Here is a 22,682-nt window from a genome sequence, read left to right as displayed (position 1 = left end):
AGAATATTCTAAAATTCTACTCCAACATACTTCTCAGCATCCAAGCAGTCTTTTCATGGATCTCTAATCTTTGGGTAAGAAGGTCAGTGGTCACTTCATCTCCACCTGAATCAGCAGAAGGAAGGATCGCTCTTGCAGTTCGGATCACTGCTTCATGCCCATCTACAAGATTTTTAAGCATGTCTTCCGCTTTAGGAACTCCATCTTCTTCTTTTAATGAAGTTAAAGAAGAGAATGCCTTGTAAGTTCCAGGCGCAGGATAACCAAGAGAACGAATTCTTTCCGCCACCAGATCCAAGGCATTCCAAAGCTCAGTGTACTGAGTCATGAACATCAAATGTAATGTGTTAAATAAGGGTCCGGTAACGTTCCAATGATAGTTGTGAGTCTTTAAATATAAAAAATACGTATCTGCTAAGAGTTTCTGTAATCCTTGGTTGATCGCTTCCCTATCTTTTTCCGGAATTCCTATATTCGGCTTCATAAGTTTCTCCTGCTTTACATATTTAGAATCATTCTAAATATAATGATTAGACACTGGCAATACATTTCTATCGGAATACTTATGATTTTTTACGGATTTTGGCGAGAAAGAAAACGGTTCAGAATGAAAAGAAAATCTAGGTAAATCGAAGAAAGGATTTAGTTCGATTCTGAACTGCCTGTTATTAATTAGAAAAAAATGTAATTTCTTCGAAATTACGACAATTTTCGCTTAGCTTCACAGTTGTTAAAGAATCAAAAAAATTTAGATAGGAAAACTTTTCCATATCGGAGATACAATGGTCCACTTTTGTCTTATCATAGTATTTTAAATCATCCAGATCCAACGAGAAGGCAACAATCAGAGAATTTGTAACAGATATATTAGTGACTAAACCGCTATAGCCACCATATTTTTTTTCGTAGTAGATCCCATCGGCATTAAAGGCGGTATTTCGGATCTTCTCTCTTGCCTCGGAACCTTTGTATGCATTATCTACTACTCCTAACGACTCCCCAACTGTACAATTTACAGCGAAAATAGTAAAAATATATAATATACCGATAATCTTTTTCATGAGAAAGAAATCCTTTTGGTTAATATTCATTATCCTGAAGTTCAATCGAACAGCCAATAAATGAACCTTTTTTTACTAAGTTAAGTAACGCAGATTACGGGTAAATTCTTTGCGTTAGGCATCCTTTATAATTTTTCTCCCTTTTAGGATACGAAATATGATACATACTTCTTTTGGGTTAAAATAAAGTTATAAAGGAGCCTTTAATTTTCTAAAAAGTTTACTTTTTGTATTCCTTTATCGCAGCAAAAACCTCTTCCAACTCAGAATCAGTCATGTATGGGAATAAAGGAAAATTTAATATTGAATCACAGATCTTTCCAGTTCTATGTTCTTTTCCGAACTTACCTATGATATAAGGTTTTGCACCCGGTTGATCGCTCATTGCTCCTGGATAAATCACTGCAGAACCAATCCCTTTTGCTTTTAGGACTTCCTGGATTTTTGGTCTTTCTGCAGGATCAAAAAGAGTAACGTTACAATATCCGTTTTCTTGAAAATCTTTCGGAGGATGAATTACATTCACTCCTAAACCCGGAAGAACTTGGTAATATTTTTCAGCAGCTTTTCTGCGAGATACAATCCTTGCATCTAAATAAGGAATATTCAAATTTAAGAATGCAGCTTGTAGGGTGTCCATTCTAGAATTCCAACCTACATCACCGTATCCGTAATGAGAAGTTCTGCCATGGTTTCCGAGCATTCTAACCTTACTAGCAAGCTCTTCGTCGTTTGTAAAAACTGCTCCTCCGTCTCCTGCTCCACCTAAAACTTTTGCAGGATAGAAAGAGGTAGTTGTAATCAATGCGTCTTGGTAGATAGGTTTTCCCTTATACAAAACTCCAAAAGATTGAGCTCCGTCTTCTAATAAGAAAACTCCCTTTTCCTTACAAAGTTTACGGTAATCTTCTAATTTTGAACTTCCCCAACCGTAAAGGTGAACTATGATCGCAGCCTTTGGTTTAACTTCTTCCAAAGCTTTCTTGAATTCTTCGAAATCCATTTGTAAATCGTCTGGATTTGTATCTACTGTAGCAGGGTCAGCACCTACGTTCACTACGGATTCGAATGTCGCCCAGAAGGTAGAATCAGGAACTAATACCTTATCTCCCTTCCCTACTCCTAGGGCTCTTAGCGCCAATTGAAGTGCATCTGTTCCGTTTGCACATGCGATCGAATATTTGGTCCCGGCAGTTGTTGCCAGATTTTTTTCTAATAATGCGACTTCTTCTCCTCCGATAAAGGAGGCGTTCTTGCTGAGAGTTTTTACTTTATCTTCCCAAGCTTCTAGTAATCCCGGCTCGAATCTTTTGATATCTATGAAAGGTACGCCCATTATGGTCTCCTCCGAACAGCGTCCGAAAGGTGTCCTAAAAAGCAAATTATTTTGGGGCGACTTAGAACTCGCCCACCAAGCAAATTCTAGGCCTTATTTCTTCTTACGGGTAACTGACTTCTTTTTAGGAGAAGGTTTTGTCTTCTTAGCAACTGCTACATGCTCTGTTTTAGGTTTTAAAATCCCATCTATCGTTTTCGGCTCGAACAAAATTTTAGCAACCTCTTCGAATCTAGTAACTGGAAAAAATTCCATTCCTTTCTTCACATAATCAGGTATTTCGTCTAACTGAGGTCTATTGTCCGATGGAAAAATGATCTTATGAACGCCGACTCTTTTTGCAGCCACGATCTTTTCTCTTAAGCCACCGATTGCTAAAACCTCACCAGTAAGAGTCAATTCTCCAGTCATACCAAATCCGAGTTTGATCCTTTTGTTCAGCACTAAGGAAAGAATGGTGGTTGCCATTGTAATCCCAGCGCTTGGTCCGTCTTTTGGAGTCGCACCATCCGGAACATGAAGATGGATTGTTTTTTCAGTAAATAACTCTTCGCTACCTAATAAATTCTTAATATAGCTAAGGGCAATACTGGAAGATTCTTCCATGGATTTTCCTATCATTCCAGTAAGAAGAATCCCACCCTTCCCTTTTACGAAAACAGCCTCTATGAGTAATGTTGCACCTCCCACAGAAGTCCAAGCAAGACCCAAAGCAGTTCCGGGAACGGTAGGTTTGATCATCCTATCATCCGTATATTTGGGAACTCCCAGAAGTTTTTCCACATCGGAAGGTTCTATATGTTTTGGATATGACTCTCCTTTTACGATATGCAGGGCGAGTTTTCTTGCTAACTTATCAGATTGTTTTTCAAGGCCCCTTACCCCTGACTCTCTGGAGTAATGATCAATTAAAGAGACAACGGCCTTTTTATCTATTTGGATACCGTACGGCTCTATACCATTTTTCTCCAGGACCTTCTTCCATAAATGTTTATTGAAGATCTGAACTTTCTCATCTGTAATATAACCTGAAAGATTAATTACTTCCATCCGGTCCAAAAGTATTCTACTAATAGAATCTAAAGTGTTCGCTGTTGCGACAAAGAACACGGAAGAAAGATCAAAAGGAAGATCCAAATAATGATCTCTAAAAGTTTTGTTTTGCTCCGGATCTAAAACTTCTAATAATGCAGCGGCAGGATCTCCCTGCATTCCAAGTCCAAGCTTGTCTATCTCATCTAAAAGGATCACTGAATCTTTCTCTTTAGTAATTCTTAATGCAGTGATGATCTTACCAGGCATTGCACCTATATAAGTCCTACGATGTCCTTTGATCTCTGCCTCATCCCTCATTCCACCGACGGAAAATCTAAAAAACTTTCTGCCCATAGCTTCAGCGATAGATTTAGCGATAGAAGTTTTTCCAACCCCAGGAGGTCCTACTAAAAGTAGAATAGAACCCTTTTCGGACGGCTTTAACTTCTTCACGGCCAAAAATTCTAAGATTCGCTCCTTTACATCATCCAGTTTATAATGATCGCGATCTAAAGTTTTTCTGGCCTTATCCAAATCAATTTCTCGCGAAGGAGCTGCTTCCCAAGGAAGACTTTCCATAATATCTAAATAATTTCGGATAACGTTATAATCTGCAGTATTTTGGTCAGTATAGAAGAACTTATCCATTTCACGTTCTACTTCTTCTATCACTTCCGGATCTGCGGGAATAGCCTTTAGCCTTTCTAAGAATTTTTCATACTTCTTCTCGTATTTACCTTCTTTCTGACCAAGCTCAGCCTGTATGGCCTTCAATTGTTCTCTTAGGAAAAATTGTCTCTGCTGCTTATCTATTTTGTCCTGGATATTTTCTTGGATCTCTCTCTGGAGACTAACTAGATCAATTTCCTTCTTTAAATAGAGCAGAACCTTTTCAATCCTGTCTTTCAAGTTTACTGACTCTATTACAGATTGATAATCTTCTTTTTCAATATTCAAAATACTGCATACGAAATCAGCCATCTTACCGGGCTCGTTCACATTCAGCATTGTAAGCTTCATCTCTTCCGTGAAAAGAGGATTATTCTGAGCGAGTTCCCTTGTCATGATGAGCAGGGTCCTCATCATAGCCTTGATCGTATTCTTAGAAGCCCCAGGCTCTTCTTCCGGATAATGTACTTTTGCGATTAATAGCGGTTCTACAGAAGTAAAAGATTCCACTTTAAATCTACGAACGGTATTGATCAGAATATTAACAGCACCATCAGGAAGATTCACCTTCTTCAGGATCTTAGCGACTACTCCGAAATCGTAAATATTCTCTTCTGTCTTTTTTTCATTTTCTTCATCTTTAAGAAGAACCAGGCCAATGAAAGAATTTCCTTTTAAGGCTTCATCTACAGCTTTTGCAAATTTCCCTCCCGGAACAATAAGAGGAGTGATGATCCCGGGAAATACCGGTCTGGTTTTGATAGGCACCAAAAATAATTCGGGAGGAAGAATGGAGTCTACCGGTATGATACTTCCTTCTACTTCATCCATATTATCAAAAAGATCCACGGTTTCACCTTCGGTTTAAAAAATAATTAGACCAATTCCAGTTTCTGGGCTCGCTCCTAGTACTCAAATCTTTCTTTTTCCGCGATAACGAAAAGGGCTTGAATCTTTGGCGAAAAGCGTCAGTCTAAATACGAAATACATAAACATTTCGACTGTTTTCTTGAACGGGGATGAAACGAATGCAGGCTAAAAACCTATCTCTTCTATTTTTAATTTCGGTATTAATTTTTATCGGATGTAAAAAGGACGAACCGGATAATACAAAGGCTCTTACTGGAGCAGTTTTAGGCGAAATTCTTTATAACCCTTACGAAAGGATCACCCCTCCCTCAAACGATACTATAATAATCCCAAATTCAAATGCTAACTACGAAGCAGGTAGACCATATTCCCCAAAATGTTTTGGAAATGCGGGAAATACTAATTTTTATTTCTTCCGAAAATCCGTTACTGCGAATAATAAAAAATTGCTCATAAACTTTATGGGAGGGGGAGCTTGCTGGAGTAACAATAATTGTTTTGGAAAGAATACGACTACATTCTTCAATTTCCTAAATGATGTCCCGGATCTTTTTATTAAGATTGCTTTTAAAGGGATTTTGGACTCGGAAAATTCATCAAATCCATTAAGAAATTATGATGTTCTATTTATTCCATATTGCACAGGAGATCTCCATATGGGCTCCAAAGATGTGAATACTTATGACGACCCGTATGTTACATCAGACCCTGCTGCTTATAGTCATAGAGGACATGATAATGTTCTTTCTGTATTAAAATATATCCAGTCGCATTATACTCAAGTTACCGATGTGGTGGTCGCCGGACAGAGCGCCGGTGGTTACGGAGCAGTATTAAATTATCCTCATATTCGCCAAGTGTTCGCCGATAATACAAAATTTCCGAACTTCAACAAGATGAGTTTAGTGGCGGATGCTTCTAACGGAGCAGTGATCGATGGATTTTTTTCTGGTATTGTAGACACTCAATGGGGAAGCGGACCGAATATTCCGGATTGGGTGGTAGGTGCTAACTATTTAACGACTGGCACTCCTTCTATTAAAGATTATATCAGCAAGATTGCAGTCGCTTATCCAAACGACGTTATAGGACAATACACTGCGGCATTCGATTCCACCCAAAGATGGTTCTTTAATGTAATGGGGATCATCGACTTAGGCACTCCTTCTTATTCTGATTCCAGTTCTTATTTCGGACCTGGGGATGCTAGGGACGTGCCGGATCTTCCTGATAATGGTTCCAATACTCCTTCCAATTGTAACTGGGCAATCAATGCAAATACAGCGATGAATAATACTGCAACTCCAGGTGCTAAATATTATTTTTATAGAGCTCCAGGAGATATCCATACAATCACTACAAGTGATACAATGTATGGGCTCGTAAGTAATGGAGTAAATTTTAATACCTGGCTGAAATCTATAGTTTTGAATGTAGGAACTCCTACGGACGTCGATTGTGCTGATGGTTCCGGATCTCATCCATGCACTGACAAAAATTTTGGGGCAACTACTTTAAACAATACACTAGGTAGAGCGACCTCACAGGACTCATTTGATGCGAATAAAGATCTGTACGAGACCTGCTTCGGGCCTTGACATTCTGTAAAGTCGGAATAAAATATAGCTGATATTTCCTTTTTCAGGAAGTATCAGGCTTTTATGAAAATCCGATATTTTATAATCTTCTTATTATTCTCTCTAATATTCTGCACTAAAGAAAAAGACAATAACCAGGAACTTCTAACAACTGCATTAATTGTAGATCTGGTCACAAGCCCATTTGCAAGGATCACTCCCGAACCGGGAATATTCACCACTCAGGTGGACCATGGAGCCACTCCTTATACTTATACTGCGACCTTTGATCCGAAATGCAGTGGAACCGAAGGGAATGTGAACTTTTATTTTTTCAGAAAAACTGTGGCGGCTAATAATAGGAAATTACTGATCAATTTTATGGGAGGAGGAGCTTGCTGGGATAATGCGAACTGCTTCGGAAGTAATACAGTCACATATTTCAACCAGTTAAATATTGTTCCTGATTTTGCTTTAGATCTTTTATTTAAAGGTGTAATAGACCAATCTGTGGCCGCAAATCCATTCAAAGATTATGATATAATATTTGTCCCTTATTGCACTGGAGATCTGCACGTAGGAAGTAAAGACAAAACATATACAAGTGGAACCATTAAACACCATGGCTATGATAATGTGATCTCTGTTCTAAAATTTGTACAAAATCACTATCCTCAACTGGATCGAGTTTTCGTGACTGGCCAAAGTGCGGGAGGTTACGGGGCCATATTAAATTATCCGATTATTCGAGAAACAGTAGCTACTATCGACTCAGGTGTCCAGGTAAGAATGTTATCTGACGCTTCGAATGCAGTAGTGCCTACATCAGCATACGCTTTGACTAATCCGGCATTCTTTCCATTACTTGAAAGTTCTTGGGGAGTAGAAACAAATGGGATTGGAAGTGGAACTGGCTTCTCTTCCTCTAATCTTCCTATCTGGGTAAATGGAATAACCGCAAGTTATACAACTACAGGCTCCCCTTCTATAAATGATTTCTTCAAAAAAGTAGCTACTGAATATTCTGGGGACGTTCTCGGGCAATACACAGCTTTGTTCGACGGCAACCAAAGATTCTTTTATCATACGATGGGGCAAATCAACAAGATCAATAATTCAATGTTGAGTTATTCGACTGCTACTACTCCGGATCCTTACCAAGCTGGAAAATCTTATTCTGTCATTTACGGGGATAGTGACGGAAGTTCAGTGCCTGATGGAAATTCTTCCAGCTCAAATGATTACACTACTTGTGATTGGTCCAAACAGGCAGTTTTTAAAATGAAGGATGCGGCTTCTAAGACCAACTATAGATATTATATTGCCCCCGGAGATGTTCATACAATCACCACCTATAATGATATGTATTCTTTAAAAAGTGGAGGAGTTAATTTTGCTACATGGCTCAATACTTTGGCAAATGGTGCAAGTCCTCCCGCGAATGTTCAATGTAATGATTCGTCCGGATCTTGTGTGAGTAGAAACCTATTCGAAAGCACAATCAATGGAAATTTAGGAAAGGCAACATCTGACGAATCCTATGCGTTAAATCCAAAACAGGATATATATACCACCTGCGGAGAAGCAGCCGGAATTGGCCTGTAAGATCTCAGAAAGAAGAAATTCCTTCCTTATAGCTTATTCCTGATTGATTTAGAATTTTCTCATATAGATCCTTTGTTTCTTGATCAAAACAAACAAAGATCACCTTTCTCGGAAATTGGCTTTGGTGTTCCAAAATAGTTCGGATCGCGATTGGAGCAGCCAATTCTCTTGGATACGCATATATCCCTGTACTAATGCTTGGGATCGCAATCGATTCAAATGCACGATCCGAGGACAATTGTAGTATGTTTCTATAACATGTTTCTAATAGAGAAGCCTCTTGATAATCTCCTCCTTTCCAAACCGGTCCCACCGCATGGATCACGTATTTGGCAGAAAGTTGTCCCCCAGAAGTTAGAACACATTGACCTGTAGGAAGACCATTCGGATATTTTTTGATCTTTAATATCCTACACTCTTCCATGATCTTTGGTCCACCCACTCTATGAATAGCCCCATCTACACCGCCTCCTCCCGATAAAGAAGAATTAGCGGCATTTACCACCACATCCGTTTGAATGGACGTGATATCGCCTTTCCAAACAAAAATTTCCATCTCTACTTAAAGAGACCATAAACAGACCTCTTGCAAGTAGAATTTATATTTTATTTTCATAATTCGTTTAATAATATGAAACGATATAGTGATTGTTTGGCGGGGATTCCAAGCGACTTTATATAAATTCAGGAGAAGTTTACTGCTTATCCGAATCTTCGCCCATGCACGAAAACACATGTGTATATCCGAACGTTCGCCAAACCACACAACGCCTAATCCCACTTGACAATCTCGATATCAAAGAATCGTAAATGAGCTGCTTGCTCCCTTCTCTAAATTGTTGCCAAACGTTCTAAAACTATTATCATGGGTTAGAACTTATACAAATTCACAAAGTTCGAATTAGAGGGATCGAAAATGGAAAAAGACTTTTGGATAAATAGATGGAAAGAAAACAATATCCCCTTCCATGAAAGTGAAACAAATCCGCTTCTGCTCAAATATTTCCCAGAACTTTCTTTGCCAAAAGATAGCCGCATTTTTATTCCTCTTTGCGGAAAAACCTTAGACATAGCCTGGCTTCTATCTCAAGGATACAGAGTCGCTGGAGCTGAGATAGTAGAAATGGCGATCCAACAGTTATTTCAAGAATTAGGTGTTGAACCTAAAGTATCAGTATTAGACAAACTTGTTTTATACAGTGCAAACGGTATCGATATTTTTGTAGGAGATATATTCGATTTATCTAAAGAATTATTAGGACCAGTAGATGCTGTTTACGATAGGGCTGCCTTAGTGGCACTCCCTCAAGAAACTCGAATTCGTTATTCTTCACATTTAGCTCAGATTACAAATCTGGCGCCTCAGCTCCTAGTTACATTCGAGTATGACCAAACTAAAATGGCAGGTCCTCCTTTTTCTATTTCAACAGAAGAAGTGAATCTACATTATAAAAATTCTTTTACCATAAAGAATCTTTTAAGCCAGGAAATGAAGGGTGGATTGAAAGGGCATTCTGCAAAAGAGAATGTTTGGAAATTATCTTAATATCAGAAGGTCGATACTCGCATATGAACATGCGAGTATCTAAAAATTTTATCTTATTGGATTTCTTTGCGTCTAGACTGGGCGATTGCAAGAATGATAGGAAGTAAAATCTCAGGAGTTAAATAGCCGATCCAAAGTCCTGCAGGTTCAGGTAAACCTACGATCGAAATCGAAAGTATTCTTCCTAACGCTGCAATAAAAATTCCCAGAGCAATCAAATAGACCAATGATCTTTGAGCGCGAATTGTATAAGCAGCCCAAAAACAAATCAACCCCATTGATAAATAGATCCCTGCCATGAATCTGTGTATATTGTCTAACCTAGGGCTAACGGTAGGTTCTCCCAAAAACATCTGTAAACTTCCGCCAAAAATTGCAATGGCGGCCGCTAAAAACAAACAGACTTGCACTATACGAGTGCTAATAGATACGGATTGATTTGTTTGCATAATTCACACAATCGGATCGAATAAATCCCGATCCGTAAAGTGTTAAATTCCTTTTAATAATAGATCGATTGTTTTGGAAAGAACCGCTCTAATATCATCCTTCGCATCTTCATCAGGAAGAACCTTATGGTTCCAAATCTTTAATCCGAATCTAATAAAGAAATTATCCAAAAATTCAGTTTCGATATGTGTCTTCATGGTCGTTCGAGAAGAGTCTCTATCCCATCGCAGTACGATACTAGTTCCTTTTCCATTATTTGCTTTTACTAAAGTTTCAGTAAATTCATAGATAATGGACTGAAGATTTCCAGGTATAAATATATTGATGGCCCAGGAAGGTGCGAAATATCCGAAAGCACCACTTACATCAAATTCTTCTATCTTGGTTAATTTTAAATTCAGAATACCGGAAGTTGAAGTGTTGGAGAACCTACCAAGCAACTGAACATCGTTGTTTTCCAGCATCAAGCCATATAGATTCGCTTCTAAACTTGCTTTTACTACGAAAGGGAATTCGGAGAGAGAGCTAAGTGTAAATGCTTCCTGAGGATAAAAATTTCCCTTAGTATCATAAGGAATAACTTTGCCGTTCAGTGTGAAAAACTTGAAACGGATCTCTCTTGTTTTAGATTCGATTGCAAATTCTGCTAATGATCTTCCCGAAACGTTCGTAATTCTTAACTTAATAAAACCTAAATATTTAATATCATCCAGATAATCGCCTAAATCCGGATAATCTCTCATTAAAGTTTGTTCAATATTTCCTTCGAATGTAAAGGCCGTCACTCCAGGAAGTTTGCCATCTTGTTGGACCTTCAACAAAGAATCCAAACCGAAATAGTAACCCATGAACTTTGCTAGAGCAGGGAATGATTCAGTAAAATCGTTAATTGCCTTTCTTGCTTCCGGATCTTTAATCTTTTTGAAAGAAGTAGTTTCAGGTGCATTGATAGATTTTAGATTATTTGCATCTAAAAAATGTAATCCTGAATCCATTGCGCTTAGTCCATGTTTATGAGTGAATGGACCTAAATGAGTCAGAACGTCTAGATTTCCTGAGTAAGAATTCCCGCCATACGTAGGATTAGGATTATGTTTTAATGCGAACTCAGCAGTAAAATCACCGAAGCTAGGGATCGGAACATCCTTCATACGAATGGTTTCAAGACTTACCTTATACCCATCATTCGCAAATCTTCCTCTATAGGTAACATAATGTTGCCCATTATCATCCTTATTCATGTATTCAGAATTAAATAGATTTTTTAATTCGAATCTCTCCAAGGAACGGTCTAGGTATTTATGAAAACCTTCTGCCCTTCCATCATACTTGTTTTTGATAATTGCTGTTTTCAAAAATTGGAAGAATTGTCTGGAGATATTTCTTCCATCAGGACCAATGGAGTCCGGAATTTGTTTCAAAGAAAACGCTGCGGATAAGGAGAGTGCAGAGCCGCTGATCGCAAACGCGAGGATCAGTGAACGGAGTAGCAGTTTCCCGGATTTTTTTTCTCTTTCTATTTTTTGTTTCAGAAGGCTCATTACCGCCTCTCCCTTTTTATAACGTTCGTATTATATAAAGCCAGGGGGCTTGATCTCCGAAATTAGCTGCTAATCCGAACCTGTCAAGCCTATAGCAATCGCTACAATAAACCAAGCAGAGACAAATCAGATTTCTAACATTTGTTTCATTCTAGTAAATTATATTTCGTATACTGAAATCGATTTTGTCTATATGCGAAGAAGATGCCATCCTCTGGAAAATAAATTCTTCGTCAAAAAATCATTTAGTTGGTGGAAGCGTTCTAATTTGCTCGATTTAAATTGCGTTCTATGTTACACTCCCCGGCCGGAGTGTTTTCATGAAATGGTATTTGCGATTAAGCTTAAAATCCAAACTTGCGATCTTGTTCTCTTCTGTATTAATTCCTTTTTTAATCATACTGGCTCTTTCCCTTATCAACTCGGCTTCTAGGATCAACGATATAGAAACCATCCGCAACGATAGATTAATTCCCTTAAAACAATTAAAAACAATCTCGGATCATTATGCAATTTCCATCGTGGACTGTGTTCACAAGACGAGAAGTGGAACTTTCACGTATGAAGAAGGGATCGAAAATTTAGACAAGGCAATGAAAGGAATTAAGTCTGAATGGAATGCATACCTCCAAACCCACTTGGTAGAAGAAGAAACAGTCCTTATCGATAAACTAAAACCTCTTTTCGACGATGCTGACAAAAGTGTAGAAGAAGCTAAAGCACTTATGCTTGCCAAAGACAGGGAAGGTTTGGGAAATTTTGCAGATTATAAGATGTATTCCATGATAGATCCAGTTGCGGAGAATATAGAAAAGTTGATCTCTGTACAGTTACTTATTTCCGAAAGGATCTACCAAAGAGCTGAAACAGAATACGCACTTAGTCTTACAGTTTTTCTTTCACTTTCTGCACTTACACTCGCTTACATTCTGTATGCATCTATCAAATTCTCTATCCGACTCGTTAAGGGATTAAATCGAGTAAGGATATCCATCCGAGACGCAGATTTTAGTAACCCGATAGAAGTAGACGAAGATATTTTAAACCTAGACGAACTTTACCTTCTGTCCTTGGTGTTCCGGAACTTTCAGGCAAAAGTTAAGGATATGCTCTCTTCTATTCTGACCTTTTCGGAATCTATCTTGGTGGCAGCGGAACAACTTTCAAAATCCAGCGAATACCTTTCCGAAAATGCACAAAGTGAATCTGCCTCTGTCGAAGAAATTTCCGCTTCGGTTGAAGAGATCAGTGCAGGTATGGAACAAGTTACTACAAATGCAGAAGGTCAGTATAAGCTTATCCTTTCTTTCTCAGGAGAAATGAAAGAACTGGATAGTTTGATCACTAGGGTAGGCGATTCAGTTTCTGATTCATTGGGAAAAATTTCGGATATGTATTCCAAAACGGAGGCGGGTAAAAAAACAATGGGAAGCCTCTCCGAGAGTATGATAAAAATCGAATCTAGCTCCGGAGAGATGAGATCTATCACTGCGATCATTCAGGAAATTTCAGAAAAAGTAAACCTTCTCGCATTAAACGCAGCGATAGAGGCAGCAAGAGCCGGAGAACATGGAAAAGGATTCGCCGTAGTCGCAACCGAGATTACAAGACTTGCTGAACAAACGGATCAAAGCACAAAAACGATCGAAAGTCTGATCCGCACAAGTAATCAGGAAATTGAATCTGGAAAAAACTTCGTAGATAGTTGTGTGAAAGTTTACGCAGAAATCCTAGAGGGACTTGCCTTTATTAAACTTTCTTCAGATACCATAGTCTCCACTATGAAAGTACAACAAGAGAAGAAGGCGACAATCATCACTGCAGTCAATGACGTGGATTCGAAATCTGAGGAGATCAGAACTTCTGTTAAAGAACAAAAAGTGGCGATCTCAGAGACTGCAAATGCAGTTTCAAATATTTCTGTTACTGTTCAGAATAGTGCCGCAAACTCGGAAGAAATTGCAGGAAGTGCTACTGGATTATTGAACATTGCAAAAAGTTTAAGAGATACTATGAGTTTTTTAAAAGCTTAGGAATTCTCGGAAACTTCAGTGGTCTTCTTCTCTGTACGAATTAAATAATAAGTCGGATATTGTAGAAAAATATCCGAGGTAAGCATAAAGAAGAAGATCACAATCAGCAAAATCTGTCCGAATACAGAGACCATAATCTCTTCCGAATTAGACACAAGAGAAATCAAAAGATCCGGAACGAACATAATTACAAAAGGTGTCCAAGCTGCGACTATATAGTCGGAACGTTTAACCGCATTTGGTAATTCTTTCAATCCTTGGATCAGACTTAACTTTGCAAAAAGTACCGGTAGGATCAGATGGAGAACAAGTCCCAATACGAATGAGAATATGAGATAGAATCGAACGAATTCAGCAGGAAGCGGAGTATTCGGTTCTGTACTCTGCTTTTTCAGAAAATCTTGCAACTGCGTTCCCAAAAAAGGTTCTATCAATCTAGCAACTATCAAAAAGAAAAGAATTAAGAACAAAGCTAAGATAAGTAAGAATATAAAGTATTTTGAAAATTCTACAGGCTTTTCAGGGTCCATTCCGGATCGGATTACAAACCCGTTTACTACGTAAGTCCCGATTAAACCCAAAATGATCAGAACTCCACCAAGAGCAACTGCTCCTCCCGCTTGCATCGCAGGAATTGCGCTAAATACTAATAAAAATAAAACGGATCGAACTAGTACGATGAACCGTATTTGTCCTCTGGAAAGTACGTATTGTAAATATTCTTTAAACATTAGCTATCTATCTGTTAGAATTTAAGAAGGGGATACGATAGCAAGCAAAGTTCGTTTTCAGAATAATTAAGGAGAAATCACAAATCGTATCGGATTTCCTTTTCTTTCTTCCAGGTCCTCTAGGCTTTTGTTAATGTCCTCTAATTTTCTCACATCCGTAATCGATCTGCTTAGATTCAATTTTCCTTGCACATAAAGATCTATCAATTCAGGGATAGCACGTCTGTCGGACCCGTAAGAACCTGCGATAGTGATCTGTTTTTCAATAATGGAGAATGGGATGGAAAACTTTAAAGGTTCTCTTCCGATACCTACGAGCACCATTCTTCCTCCAGGATTCATTGCACGAAGTGACTCTTCTATATTTGTCATTCTTCCTGAGAAATCTGCGAGAAGGTCCACTCCCCCTTTGCATATTTCTTTTAAGGTCTTCCCTGGATTTTTTATCTCTCTTAGATTTACTACTTCGTCTGCACCGTAAGCGGTTGCATTTTCAAGCGCTCCCCTATCCACATCTAAGGCGATCACTTTCCCTTTGGTCAATGCCCTTGCGATCACTACTCCGTGAATTCCAAGTCCACCACATCCGAAAACAGCAACATTATCTCCATCTTGGATCTTTCCTCTGAACTTAATCGCATTATAAGGAGTGGAAACTGCGTCAGCTAAGATTGCACCCTGTTCGAATGGAACTGAGTCGGGCAAAGGATATAGATAACGTTCTTCTACTATATTATATTCTGCAAAACTACCTTCTCTATCAAAACCGAATACTCCGATCTCTTTGCAAAGATTTTCTCTTCCTGCAAGACAATGAGAACATATACCACAACTTGTTCCTGCAGCGATCACTACTCTATCTCCTTTTTTGATACGAGTGACTTTTTCTCCCACTTCTTCCACTACGCCAGAAGCTTCATGTCCGGGAATTTGAGGGTAATGTTTACATTTTAAGGTTCCATGTAATACTAAATGTAAATCCGAACCGCAGATACCGCAAGCTTTGATCCTTACCTTAGCTTGTTCCGGTCCAAGTTGCGGGATCGGAACCTCTTTAATGATTAAATTTCTTTTTCCGGATTCTAATACTGCGGCCTTCATCATTCATTCCTCAACGGAAATGAAATTATAAACTGGCAAGAATCGGTCAAGGGATTTGAAGAAGAATATAAATCTTCTTCTTTGTCTGTTCGGGAACAAAACAAATACACTGTTCGTTACAGTTTTATCTCGAATTTCGTCCTTGTTCGGGATCTTTAAGATTTTTCCATGGTACTATAAACAGATGACTGCGGACGACATTTATAGACATATTAAGGCCAGCCAAAATGGACAAGACTGGCATCATAAGAATTGTTTCGGTTGCGGACCGGAAAATAAAAGAGGCTTACACGCAAGCTTTCCTTTTCATGAACCAAGCGGAGAAGTCCGTTTTACTTGGACTATAGAAAAAGATTTTGAGGGAGCACCTGGTTATGCCCATGGAGGAGCACTCGCTACTCTATTAGATGAGGCACAGGGTGTTTTATGTTTTCATTTAGGTCATTTTGTGATGACTGACCAATTGTATATGCGTTATTATAAAGCATGTCCCTTGGGCGAAGAATTAGAAGTTCGTTGTTGGGTCACCATGGTTAGACGCAGAAGACTTTACACAAAGGGAACTGTTCATCTTAAAAAGACAGGAGAACTTCTTCTTTCCTCTAAGGCTCGCTGGTACGATATGCCAGATCGAGTCTTTTCAAGAATGTTTCAAGGTACCGCATTTCCTGTGGATATCATTCTGAAAGTTCTGGAAGAGAATCAAAAACGAGGAAAAGAGATCAGGAAACGACTTAAAAAAGAGAAACTGAAGTCCGAGTAAGTTTTTTTTGCTCGCATTAATCTGATTCAAGTCTGATTCTATGCTCCGTCAATCTTTGGATCCAGGAGTGTAGAATGGAATCTTCTTGGCAGGTCTTTGCGATCGTTTCAGTTCTTCTGTTTCTAAAATTACTTTCCACTTCAATCGTTCAAGGTCTTGTCCGGATCAAAACCAAAACCTTCCGCTGGAAAGAAGATGCTGAATTTTTTACTAATTCGTTCCCAGCGACAGACGATCATACGATAGTCGCAACTGCAAATGGAGTGTTCAGGAATGATCTGGAAAATATTCCAATTTTCTTATTCTTACTAATAGGATATATCAACACTTACAGTTGGCATGAAGGTACAATCATCTATTCTGGAATATTTATAGCGTCTAGGATACTTCATGCAATATTCTATTTTCTTCATAAACAGCCTTGGAGAAATATCGCATACGATTTAGGAATTTTGAGCATGCTCCTTCTGTCCGGACATATCATACATTCAGTTTTTTTGGCCTGATCGTAAGAATTCGTCGCAAAAATAAAAAGGATTTGCTCTAAAAGAATTCTGCCAAGAGTCTAAAGAATAGAGTCCAAGTCATATCCGGAACTTTCAACTTTCCGGCCGAATCAAAGGAGAATCATTTGATCGAATTATATACCGCAGGAACGCCTAACGGGAAAAAAGCTTCCATCATGTTAGAAGAATTAGGGATTCCTTATACAGTACATCCAATAGACTTTAGCAAATTGGAACAGAAAGAAGAATGGTATCTAAAAATCAATCCAAACGGCAGGATCCCCGCTATTATAGATAAGGACAATGGTGATTTCCCTGTTTTCGAATCAGGTGCCATCCTCATCTATCTTGCGGAAAAATACGGAAAATTTTTGCCTAAAGATCCTAAAGAAAGATCCATCTCAATCCAGTGGCTGATGTTCCAAATGGGTGGAGTTGGTCCAATGCAAGGACAAGCAAATCATTTCGTTAAGTTCGCTCCGGAAAAAATTCCGTACGCAATGAATCGTTATGTAGACGAAACAAAACGTCTATATTCGGTTCTGGAAAGACGTTTAAAAGAATCTGAGTATCTTGCGGGAAGCGAATTAACTATAGCAGATATCGCCACCTGGCCTTGGGTAAAAGCGAGATCTTATATTGATCTTTCACTGGACGATTATCCAAAGCTCAAGGCATGGGAAGAAAAATTAGGAGCAAGACCTGCTTTCATAAAAGGAAGCGAAGTCCCTAAAAAATCTTAAATAACAAAAGCCGCTCCTCGTAAGAGAGCGGCTTTTTAATCTTCAAGCGTGTTTGTCTATGGAAGCACCGATCGCAGCAGACACGAATAAGATCCAATTTTCGATCAGCCAAATCCCACCTATCAAAAGAAAAGTTTCGAATTAGGAATCCGTCTAAATCAGAATTTTTTCTGCCAAAGGTAAATAAACTCTGAATGTAGTCTTTCCTGGAGATGAATCAAAATCAATTTTTCCATGGTGTCTTTCTACAATTTTTCTGCAAATATCCAGGCCCAAACCACTTCCTTCTCCTTTTTCTTTTGTGGTAAAGAATGGTTCGAAGATCCGATCTTGGATCTCTTTCGGGATTCCTGGACCGTCATCAGTAACGGATACAATCAGATAATTATCCTTGATATGAGATTCAAGATCTAATCTTCCCTGATATGAAATCGCTTGAAATGCATTGTTGATCAGGTTCGCCCAAACTTGGGTCAATTGATCCGCTTGCCCTTTTACAAGTGAGTTGTCCGCAAAATTCCGTCGGATCTCCACTCCTTGCTTTACTTTATTATAATATATCGTTAAGACCAGATCCATTTGCTCTCGGATATCGATCAGACTAATACCCGCATGGTCTTGGTATACATAAGTTTTTAATGCGCGAATTACTCTGGCAGCCTTAGAAGCGGCCTCCCTTACCACATTACTATACCTTAAAATTCCAGAGAGATTATAGGCATTTGCTACTAAAGTAGGGAATTTTTCTTTATGAATCCCTTTCACTAAATCTGGAATGTCCTCTACCCTTATTCCTAATTCCGCAAGGTTTTCAGACAAAAATTCTGAAGACGGAAATCCAAGATTTTGTAAAGTTTCTCGGATGATCTTTCTATTCCTTCTTTCTTCAGAAGAATCATAGAAGTCCGGGAAAATACTTCCTTTTGTGAAAATTTTCTTCCATGTTTCTCTTTCTTGAGAATCTAAGTCTGCAAACTCGCAGAGTAATTTCTCCCAATCTTGGCGAAACACACTTTGTATTCCTTCGTTAGAAGAGATGATAGCACCTAATGGAGTATTAACCTCATGTGCAATACCTGCGATCAATTGTCCAAGTACTGCCATTTTTTCGGATTGAACTAGTTGTGCCTGAGTAGATTTCAATTCTTCCAATGCCAAAAGAAGATCTCTATTCGTATTTTCTAAATAAGTATTTGTTGCCTTTAACTCTTCAGTTCTCAGAACTACTTTTTGCTCCAGATCCTCATTTAGCTTTCGGATCTCTTCTTCCGCTCTTTTTCTGCCGGAGATATCTCTTACGATTGCTTGCAATAGAGCTTTTCCATTCAGAGTAACAGATGTTAAAGTCACTTCCGCATCGAAATTGGTTCTATCTTTTTTACAGTGTAGCCAATCGAACGTTTGAGGTTTGCCAGCAAAAGCAGCCTGGATTTTTTGAAATGCTTTTTGAGAAGAAGTGGAGCCGTCCGGTTGGAACTCAGGAGAAAAATCTACAGGAGAAGCGCCAATAATATCCCCTCTTGTACATCCGAACATCTCTTCTGTTTTAGGATTACATTCCAGAAAGATCCGATCGTCCATGAGAAAGATTGCCTCTCCCGCTGATTGGAATAATGTTTTAAATTTTACCTCGTGTTCTTCTAAAGCTTCTTGGGCAACACGGACGTCCGAAAGTGTTACCGCTAATTTTTCTTCTGTCTTTTTTCTTTCTGTCAGATCTTCAAAAATTAAAGTTACACCAAAAACTCCTGAGTCATCAAAAAGTGGATTCACTCTGATACGTACTTGCAGCAACAATTCGCTAACTGTAGTATTATAAGGCCCTTCATAATCGGAAGCTTCTCCCTTGAGACCTTTACCGATCAATGTGGAGACCCTTGTATCTTTTAAATTAGAATAAGAAAGTCCGATGATCTTGTCTTTTCCGGCTTTCAGAAAGCGCAAAGAAGCATCGTTTGCTTCTATTATTTTACCCTGCCTATCAAAGATCATGAGTCCGATAGGTGATTGTTCAAATAGATCGCGATATACGTTTTCGCTCTTAGGTCCGTTCATAAGAATCTGGAAAAAAAATTCGAAAGCTCACACAACTCTGTACGGGTAATTTTTCGCATCAACCTAATAATTAAGGTGAGGCAGGGAGGGTAACGTAGAATGTTGTGCCTGCCTCCGAACTGACAAATCGGATCGAGCCTCCATGTTCTTCTGCCACATTTTTGCAAATATCTAGACCAAGCCCCGTTCCTTCTCCAGGAGACTTAGTTGTGAAAAAAGGATCAAAAATCCTATCTTTGATATCCGAAGGTACTCCGCTGCCTGTATCTTGGACGGAAATTTCCCAGTATTCACCTTTTCGTTCCGCATCAACAAATATCCTTCCGGAATAATTCATAGCATGTAATGCGTTTGTGATAAGATTGGTCCAGATCAAATATAATCTTTCCGGATCTCCCATCACTCTTGCAGATTCAGGGATATTGATATCGACAAGAACTTTGTTTTTCATTTTAGAATAATATAATGTAATAATGTTTTCAATCTGCTCTTTAGGAGAAACGGATTCTGAATGAGGCTTCCAATCTCCTTCTCCAGAGGCATAACTTTTTAACGCCTGGATCACTCGAGACGCTTTGATAGAAGCATCCAAAATTAGCTGGCTGGATCTGGAAATACTAGAAAGTGCAGATGCATTACTCACAATTATCCACCCTCTTTCCCCTTTTGGAATCTTGTCTGCCAGTTCTGAAACTTGCTCGGGGGAAATACCTAAATCAGTCAAAGCATCCGCCATTACTAGAGAATTTTCTATTCCCGATTCTTTCAGAATAATATCCGATTTTTTTCTCTTAGATCGTTCTTCCTTGGAATCAAAATCAGGATTAACTGTTCCTCCCTTCTTGAATAAAATCCCCCAAAATTCTCTTTCCTCTTTGTTAAAATTTGAATATTCTGTTAATAGTTTCTCCCAAGGTTCGCTTAGAATAGAGCGAATCCCTTCCGTGGACGAGCGAATCGCGCCTAACGGAGTATTGAGCTCATGCGCAATACCTGCCATTAACCTTCCTAAGACTGCCATCTTTTCGGATCGGACCAGATTCTCCTGCGTTTTTTTAAGTTCGTCCATGGCGGATCTCAGTTTATCATTTGCAGTCACTAAATATGTATTAGTGGATCTTAATTCCTCTGTTCTTTCCGCGACTGTGACTTCTAATTCTTTATTTGCGTTTCGGATCACAAACTCTGCATTTGCCAGATCAGCTACAAGTAAACTTTGCCTAAGACTTGCGATCACAACCATTACTCCGGCAGAAAACCAAATAACTAATCGAATGATCTCAGGCAAACCTGGTAGAGTTAACGAAAGAACAATTGCTGCAGAACAAACGATAACTTCTAATAAAGGAAGAATTCTTAAGAGTCCACTTTCTGTTCCCGATTCTTTTTCTAAATCTCCCGAAGAACTTGGTACCCAGGTTAAGGTCCCATATCCTAAAAGAAGAAGACTCGCAGAAAATCCGGCATTGGTTAAGGTTCCATCTTCTGGAACAGCTATTAAAAATATAGAATTCCATTTCAACCAGCTGACCCCCATTCCTGCGAGTCCGATCACTAAACATAAAAAGGAGAAATCCGCCTTTAAACGTAGAGAAGGTTTCATCAAAACACCAATGCAGGCAGCAGAAAGAGTGAATACTGGATACGCAGATAAAGTCACCAACTGAAACCATGGCCTATCTTCTTTTTTAGAAAGATATAATACTAACGTAACTGCAAGAACTGCGATCGCTAGTCCTAAGGCGTCCATTACGGCCACCTTCATCCTGTTAGATGGAACTCTATCTTTTAAGAATCGAGCAAAGCCTATAGCGAAAAAAGGACCCAGCCAAGGATAGAATAAGTCGCTTGGTGCGGGAAAACTATAAAACTTAGCGATTGCTTGGATGTCCCAAACTACTTGGCCAAAAAAATATGTGAGAAGCCCTAAAAAAAACCAAAATCTAAATCTTTTAATTTCCCCTTCCGAGGACTTGTAACCAAACCAAGCGGTGATCGTAGCGATTGCGATAGATGAAGTCCAGTGTATATTATCGTAAATCCGTAATAATTCCGTTTCATCTGTGAAATATATGAGGATAAAGAATATAAGAACAAATGCTGATCCTAAGTATATAGAGAGAAATCCTAAATTTCTATCCTTTGAGGAACGAATTTCTAGTGAAGATACCAAGGAATTCATGCGGATCAGCGGGGCAGAATCCTACACCTTCAAAAATCGAAGTCCACACTTTTTTATTTCCAAACGGAGGGCCCTGCTGTTGGAGTTTCTGCAAGCGGATTACATAGAGGATCGAATAGACCTATCTATATTGGAACAAGTATGTATTTAATACAGTGTCCTATCAATCTTAGTCGGAATATGTGGAAGGAAATTTAAACTCACAGGTATATATCTACCTCTTACCCAACGAAACATACTTACTGAACTATTCCAGATCCAAGGCATCCAAGTAAAAACATCTTCATCTTGTCTAAGCATCTTCTTCAATATTAAAGAAATGGGAGTACCAGAAGTAAAAATAAAAAGTCTCTCGGCATCTGAAGGCTGGAAATACGTATCGCAAGCAAGATCCACTCTGGACTGAAAGTTTGCGAATGTTTCTATTCCTTCAGGAGTAAAATCTCCTTTTCTCCAAACAGATAAGATCTCTTCAGTCAGTTTAAAGAATAGAGCGGCAGAACGGATTCCTCCCTTCAATCGAACTTTAGAAAATTGTAATAATGATCTTTGGAATTCAGGCTTGATTCCGGAAAGATGTTCCGCATATTTTTTCCATAACTCAGAAGGAAATTCATTCCAATTTGCATCATACGAATGAAAATCAGATCCCGTCTTGAACTCAGAATGAATAGAACCAACCCCTTTCAGAAAGAATTCGGCGGTTTCCTTATGCCTTCTCATCGTCCCGGAGATGATCTTATCCGGAAAATCTCCATTCGAAGCCATATACTTTCCAAGGGCAAAGGCCTGTTCTTTACCCTTATCAGTCAATAGATCATAATCTTCTCCAGTGGAGTTCGCCTGCCCATGGCGAATCAGATATATTACGGACATAT

At 38.8% G+C, this 22,682-nt stretch carries 19 protein-coding genes; 7 read left to right on the top strand and 12 right to left on the bottom strand.

Annotated elements, in window-relative coordinates:
- Positions 1–16: 16 nt before the first annotated feature.
- The 4 genes from B1C82_RS02340 to lon all read right to left on the bottom strand — a co-directional run bounded on the left by B1C82_RS02340 (position 17) and on the right by lon (position 4,932).
- Positions 17–484 (bottom strand): Dps family protein, encoded by a 468-nt coding sequence (locus B1C82_RS02340; RefSeq protein WP_020771404.1) that lies wholly within the window; start codon positions 482–484, stop codon positions 17–19.
- Between the two features lie 184 nt (positions 485–668).
- Positions 669–1,061 carry a TIGR04452 family lipoprotein gene (locus B1C82_RS02335; protein ID WP_157894091.1) on the bottom strand — a complete coding sequence of 131 codons (393 nt, stop codon included), beginning with the start codon at positions 1,059–1,061 and terminating at the stop codon, positions 669–671.
- Positions 1,062–1,281: 220 nt separating this feature from the next.
- On the bottom strand, positions 1,282–2,397 hold the full coding sequence (locus tag B1C82_RS02330) for a DegT/DnrJ/EryC1/StrS family aminotransferase (RefSeq protein WP_086446014.1): 1,116 nt from the start codon (positions 2,395–2,397) through the stop codon (positions 1,282–1,284).
- A 93-nt stretch (positions 2,398–2,490) separates the two neighbouring features.
- A complete protein-coding gene (gene lon, locus B1C82_RS02325) occupies positions 2,491–4,932 on the bottom strand; it encodes an endopeptidase La (RefSeq protein ID WP_086446324.1) in 2,442 nt (813 codons plus the stop codon).
- A gap of 197 nt (positions 4,933–5,129) precedes the next feature.
- Between lon and B1C82_RS02320 the strand changes: the two genes are divergently transcribed.
- Both B1C82_RS02320 and B1C82_RS02315 read left to right on the top strand, forming a co-directional pair.
- Positions 5,130–6,569, top strand: a complete 1,440-nt coding sequence (locus B1C82_RS02320) for a pectin acetylesterase-family hydrolase (protein ID WP_086446013.1) — start codon at positions 5,130–5,132, stop codon at positions 6,567–6,569.
- 63 nt (positions 6,570–6,632) lie between these two features.
- Positions 6,633–8,153 (top strand): pectin acetylesterase-family hydrolase, encoded by a 1,521-nt coding sequence (locus B1C82_RS02315; protein ID WP_086446012.1) that lies wholly within the window; start codon positions 6,633–6,635, stop codon positions 8,151–8,153.
- 4 nt (positions 8,154–8,157) lie between these two features.
- Here B1C82_RS02315 and B1C82_RS02310 read toward each other — a convergent pair whose 3' ends face one another.
- Positions 8,158–8,709, bottom strand: a complete 552-nt coding sequence (locus tag B1C82_RS02310) for an O-acetyl-ADP-ribose deacetylase (protein ID WP_086446011.1) — start codon at positions 8,707–8,709, stop codon at positions 8,158–8,160.
- Between the two features lie 360 nt (positions 8,710–9,069).
- On the opposite strand from B1C82_RS02310, the gene tmpT reads away from it, so the two are divergent.
- Positions 9,070–9,699 carry a thiopurine S-methyltransferase gene (gene tmpT / locus B1C82_RS02305; protein ID WP_086446010.1) on the top strand — a complete coding sequence of 210 codons (630 nt, stop codon included), beginning with the start codon at positions 9,070–9,072 and terminating at the stop codon, positions 9,697–9,699.
- A gap of 53 nt (positions 9,700–9,752) precedes the next feature.
- Here the strand turns inward: tmpT and B1C82_RS02300 are convergent, their stop codons facing one another.
- Positions 9,753–10,148, bottom strand: coding sequence for a DUF4345 domain-containing protein (locus B1C82_RS02300; protein WP_086446009.1), 396 nt, complete (start codon positions 10,146–10,148; stop codon positions 9,753–9,755).
- A 42-nt stretch (positions 10,149–10,190) separates the two neighbouring features.
- Positions 10,191–11,690, bottom strand: a complete 1,500-nt coding sequence (locus B1C82_RS02295) for a hypothetical protein (protein WP_086446008.1) — start codon at positions 11,688–11,690, stop codon at positions 10,191–10,193.
- A 320-nt stretch (positions 11,691–12,010) separates the two neighbouring features.
- Between B1C82_RS02295 and B1C82_RS02290 the strand changes: the two genes are divergently transcribed.
- Positions 12,011–13,723 (top strand): methyl-accepting chemotaxis protein, encoded by a 1,713-nt coding sequence (locus B1C82_RS02290; protein WP_086446007.1) that lies wholly within the window; start codon positions 12,011–12,013, stop codon positions 13,721–13,723.
- On the opposite strand, the gene B1C82_RS02285 is transcribed toward B1C82_RS02290, so the two are convergent.
- Together B1C82_RS02285 and B1C82_RS02280 are read right to left on the bottom strand one after the other, a co-directional pair.
- Positions 13,720–14,454, bottom strand: a complete 735-nt coding sequence (locus B1C82_RS02285) for a hypothetical protein (protein WP_086446006.1) — start codon at positions 14,452–14,454, stop codon at positions 13,720–13,722. The genes B1C82_RS02290 and B1C82_RS02285 overlap by 4 nt on opposite strands.
- A gap of 66 nt (positions 14,455–14,520) precedes the next feature.
- Entirely contained in the window at positions 14,521–15,555 is a 1,035-nt protein-coding gene (locus B1C82_RS02280) for a zinc-binding dehydrogenase (protein ID WP_086446005.1), read from the bottom strand.
- Between the two features lie 184 nt (positions 15,556–15,739).
- Between B1C82_RS02280 and B1C82_RS02275 the strand changes: the two genes are divergently transcribed.
- The 3 genes from B1C82_RS02275 to B1C82_RS02265 all read left to right on the top strand — a co-directional run bounded on the left by B1C82_RS02275 (position 15,740) and on the right by B1C82_RS02265 (position 17,567).
- Complete coding sequence (locus B1C82_RS02275; protein ID WP_086446323.1) at positions 15,740–16,318, top strand: PaaI family thioesterase; 579 nt, start codon at positions 15,740–15,742, stop codon at positions 16,316–16,318.
- Positions 16,319–16,392: 74 nt separating this feature from the next.
- Positions 16,393–16,824 (top strand): MAPEG family protein, encoded by a 432-nt coding sequence (locus tag B1C82_RS02270; RefSeq protein WP_086446004.1) that lies wholly within the window; start codon positions 16,393–16,395, stop codon positions 16,822–16,824.
- Between the two features lie 125 nt (positions 16,825–16,949).
- The gene (locus B1C82_RS02265; RefSeq protein ID WP_086446003.1) at positions 16,950–17,567 is read left to right on the top strand and encodes a glutathione S-transferase family protein; all 618 of its coding nucleotides are present in this window, start codon (positions 16,950–16,952) and stop codon (positions 17,565–17,567) included.
- A gap of 153 nt (positions 17,568–17,720) precedes the next feature.
- Here B1C82_RS02265 and B1C82_RS02260 read toward each other — a convergent pair whose 3' ends face one another.
- The 3 genes from B1C82_RS02260 to B1C82_RS02250 all read right to left on the bottom strand — a co-directional run bounded on the left by B1C82_RS02260 (position 17,721) and on the right by B1C82_RS02250 (position 22,680).
- Positions 17,721–19,622, bottom strand: coding sequence for a sensor histidine kinase (locus B1C82_RS02260; protein ID WP_086446002.1), 1,902 nt, complete (start codon positions 19,620–19,622; stop codon positions 17,721–17,723).
- A gap of 70 nt (positions 19,623–19,692) precedes the next feature.
- Positions 19,693–21,804: an ATP-binding protein gene (locus tag B1C82_RS02255; RefSeq protein WP_086446001.1), complete on the bottom strand. Its 2,112-nt coding sequence runs from the start codon at positions 21,802–21,804 to the stop codon at positions 19,693–19,695.
- Positions 21,805–21,951: 147 nt separating this feature from the next.
- Positions 21,952–22,680: a histidine phosphatase family protein gene (locus tag B1C82_RS02250; protein WP_086446000.1), complete on the bottom strand. Its 729-nt coding sequence runs from the start codon at positions 22,678–22,680 to the stop codon at positions 21,952–21,954.
- Positions 22,681–22,682: the final 2 nt, after the last annotated feature.

This window comes from Leptospira venezuelensis, assembly GCF_002150035.1.
GTDB lineage: Bacteria > Spirochaetota > Leptospiria > Leptospirales > Leptospiraceae > Leptospira_B > Leptospira_B venezuelensis.
This window is presented reverse-complemented; position numbering and strand designations above follow the sequence as displayed.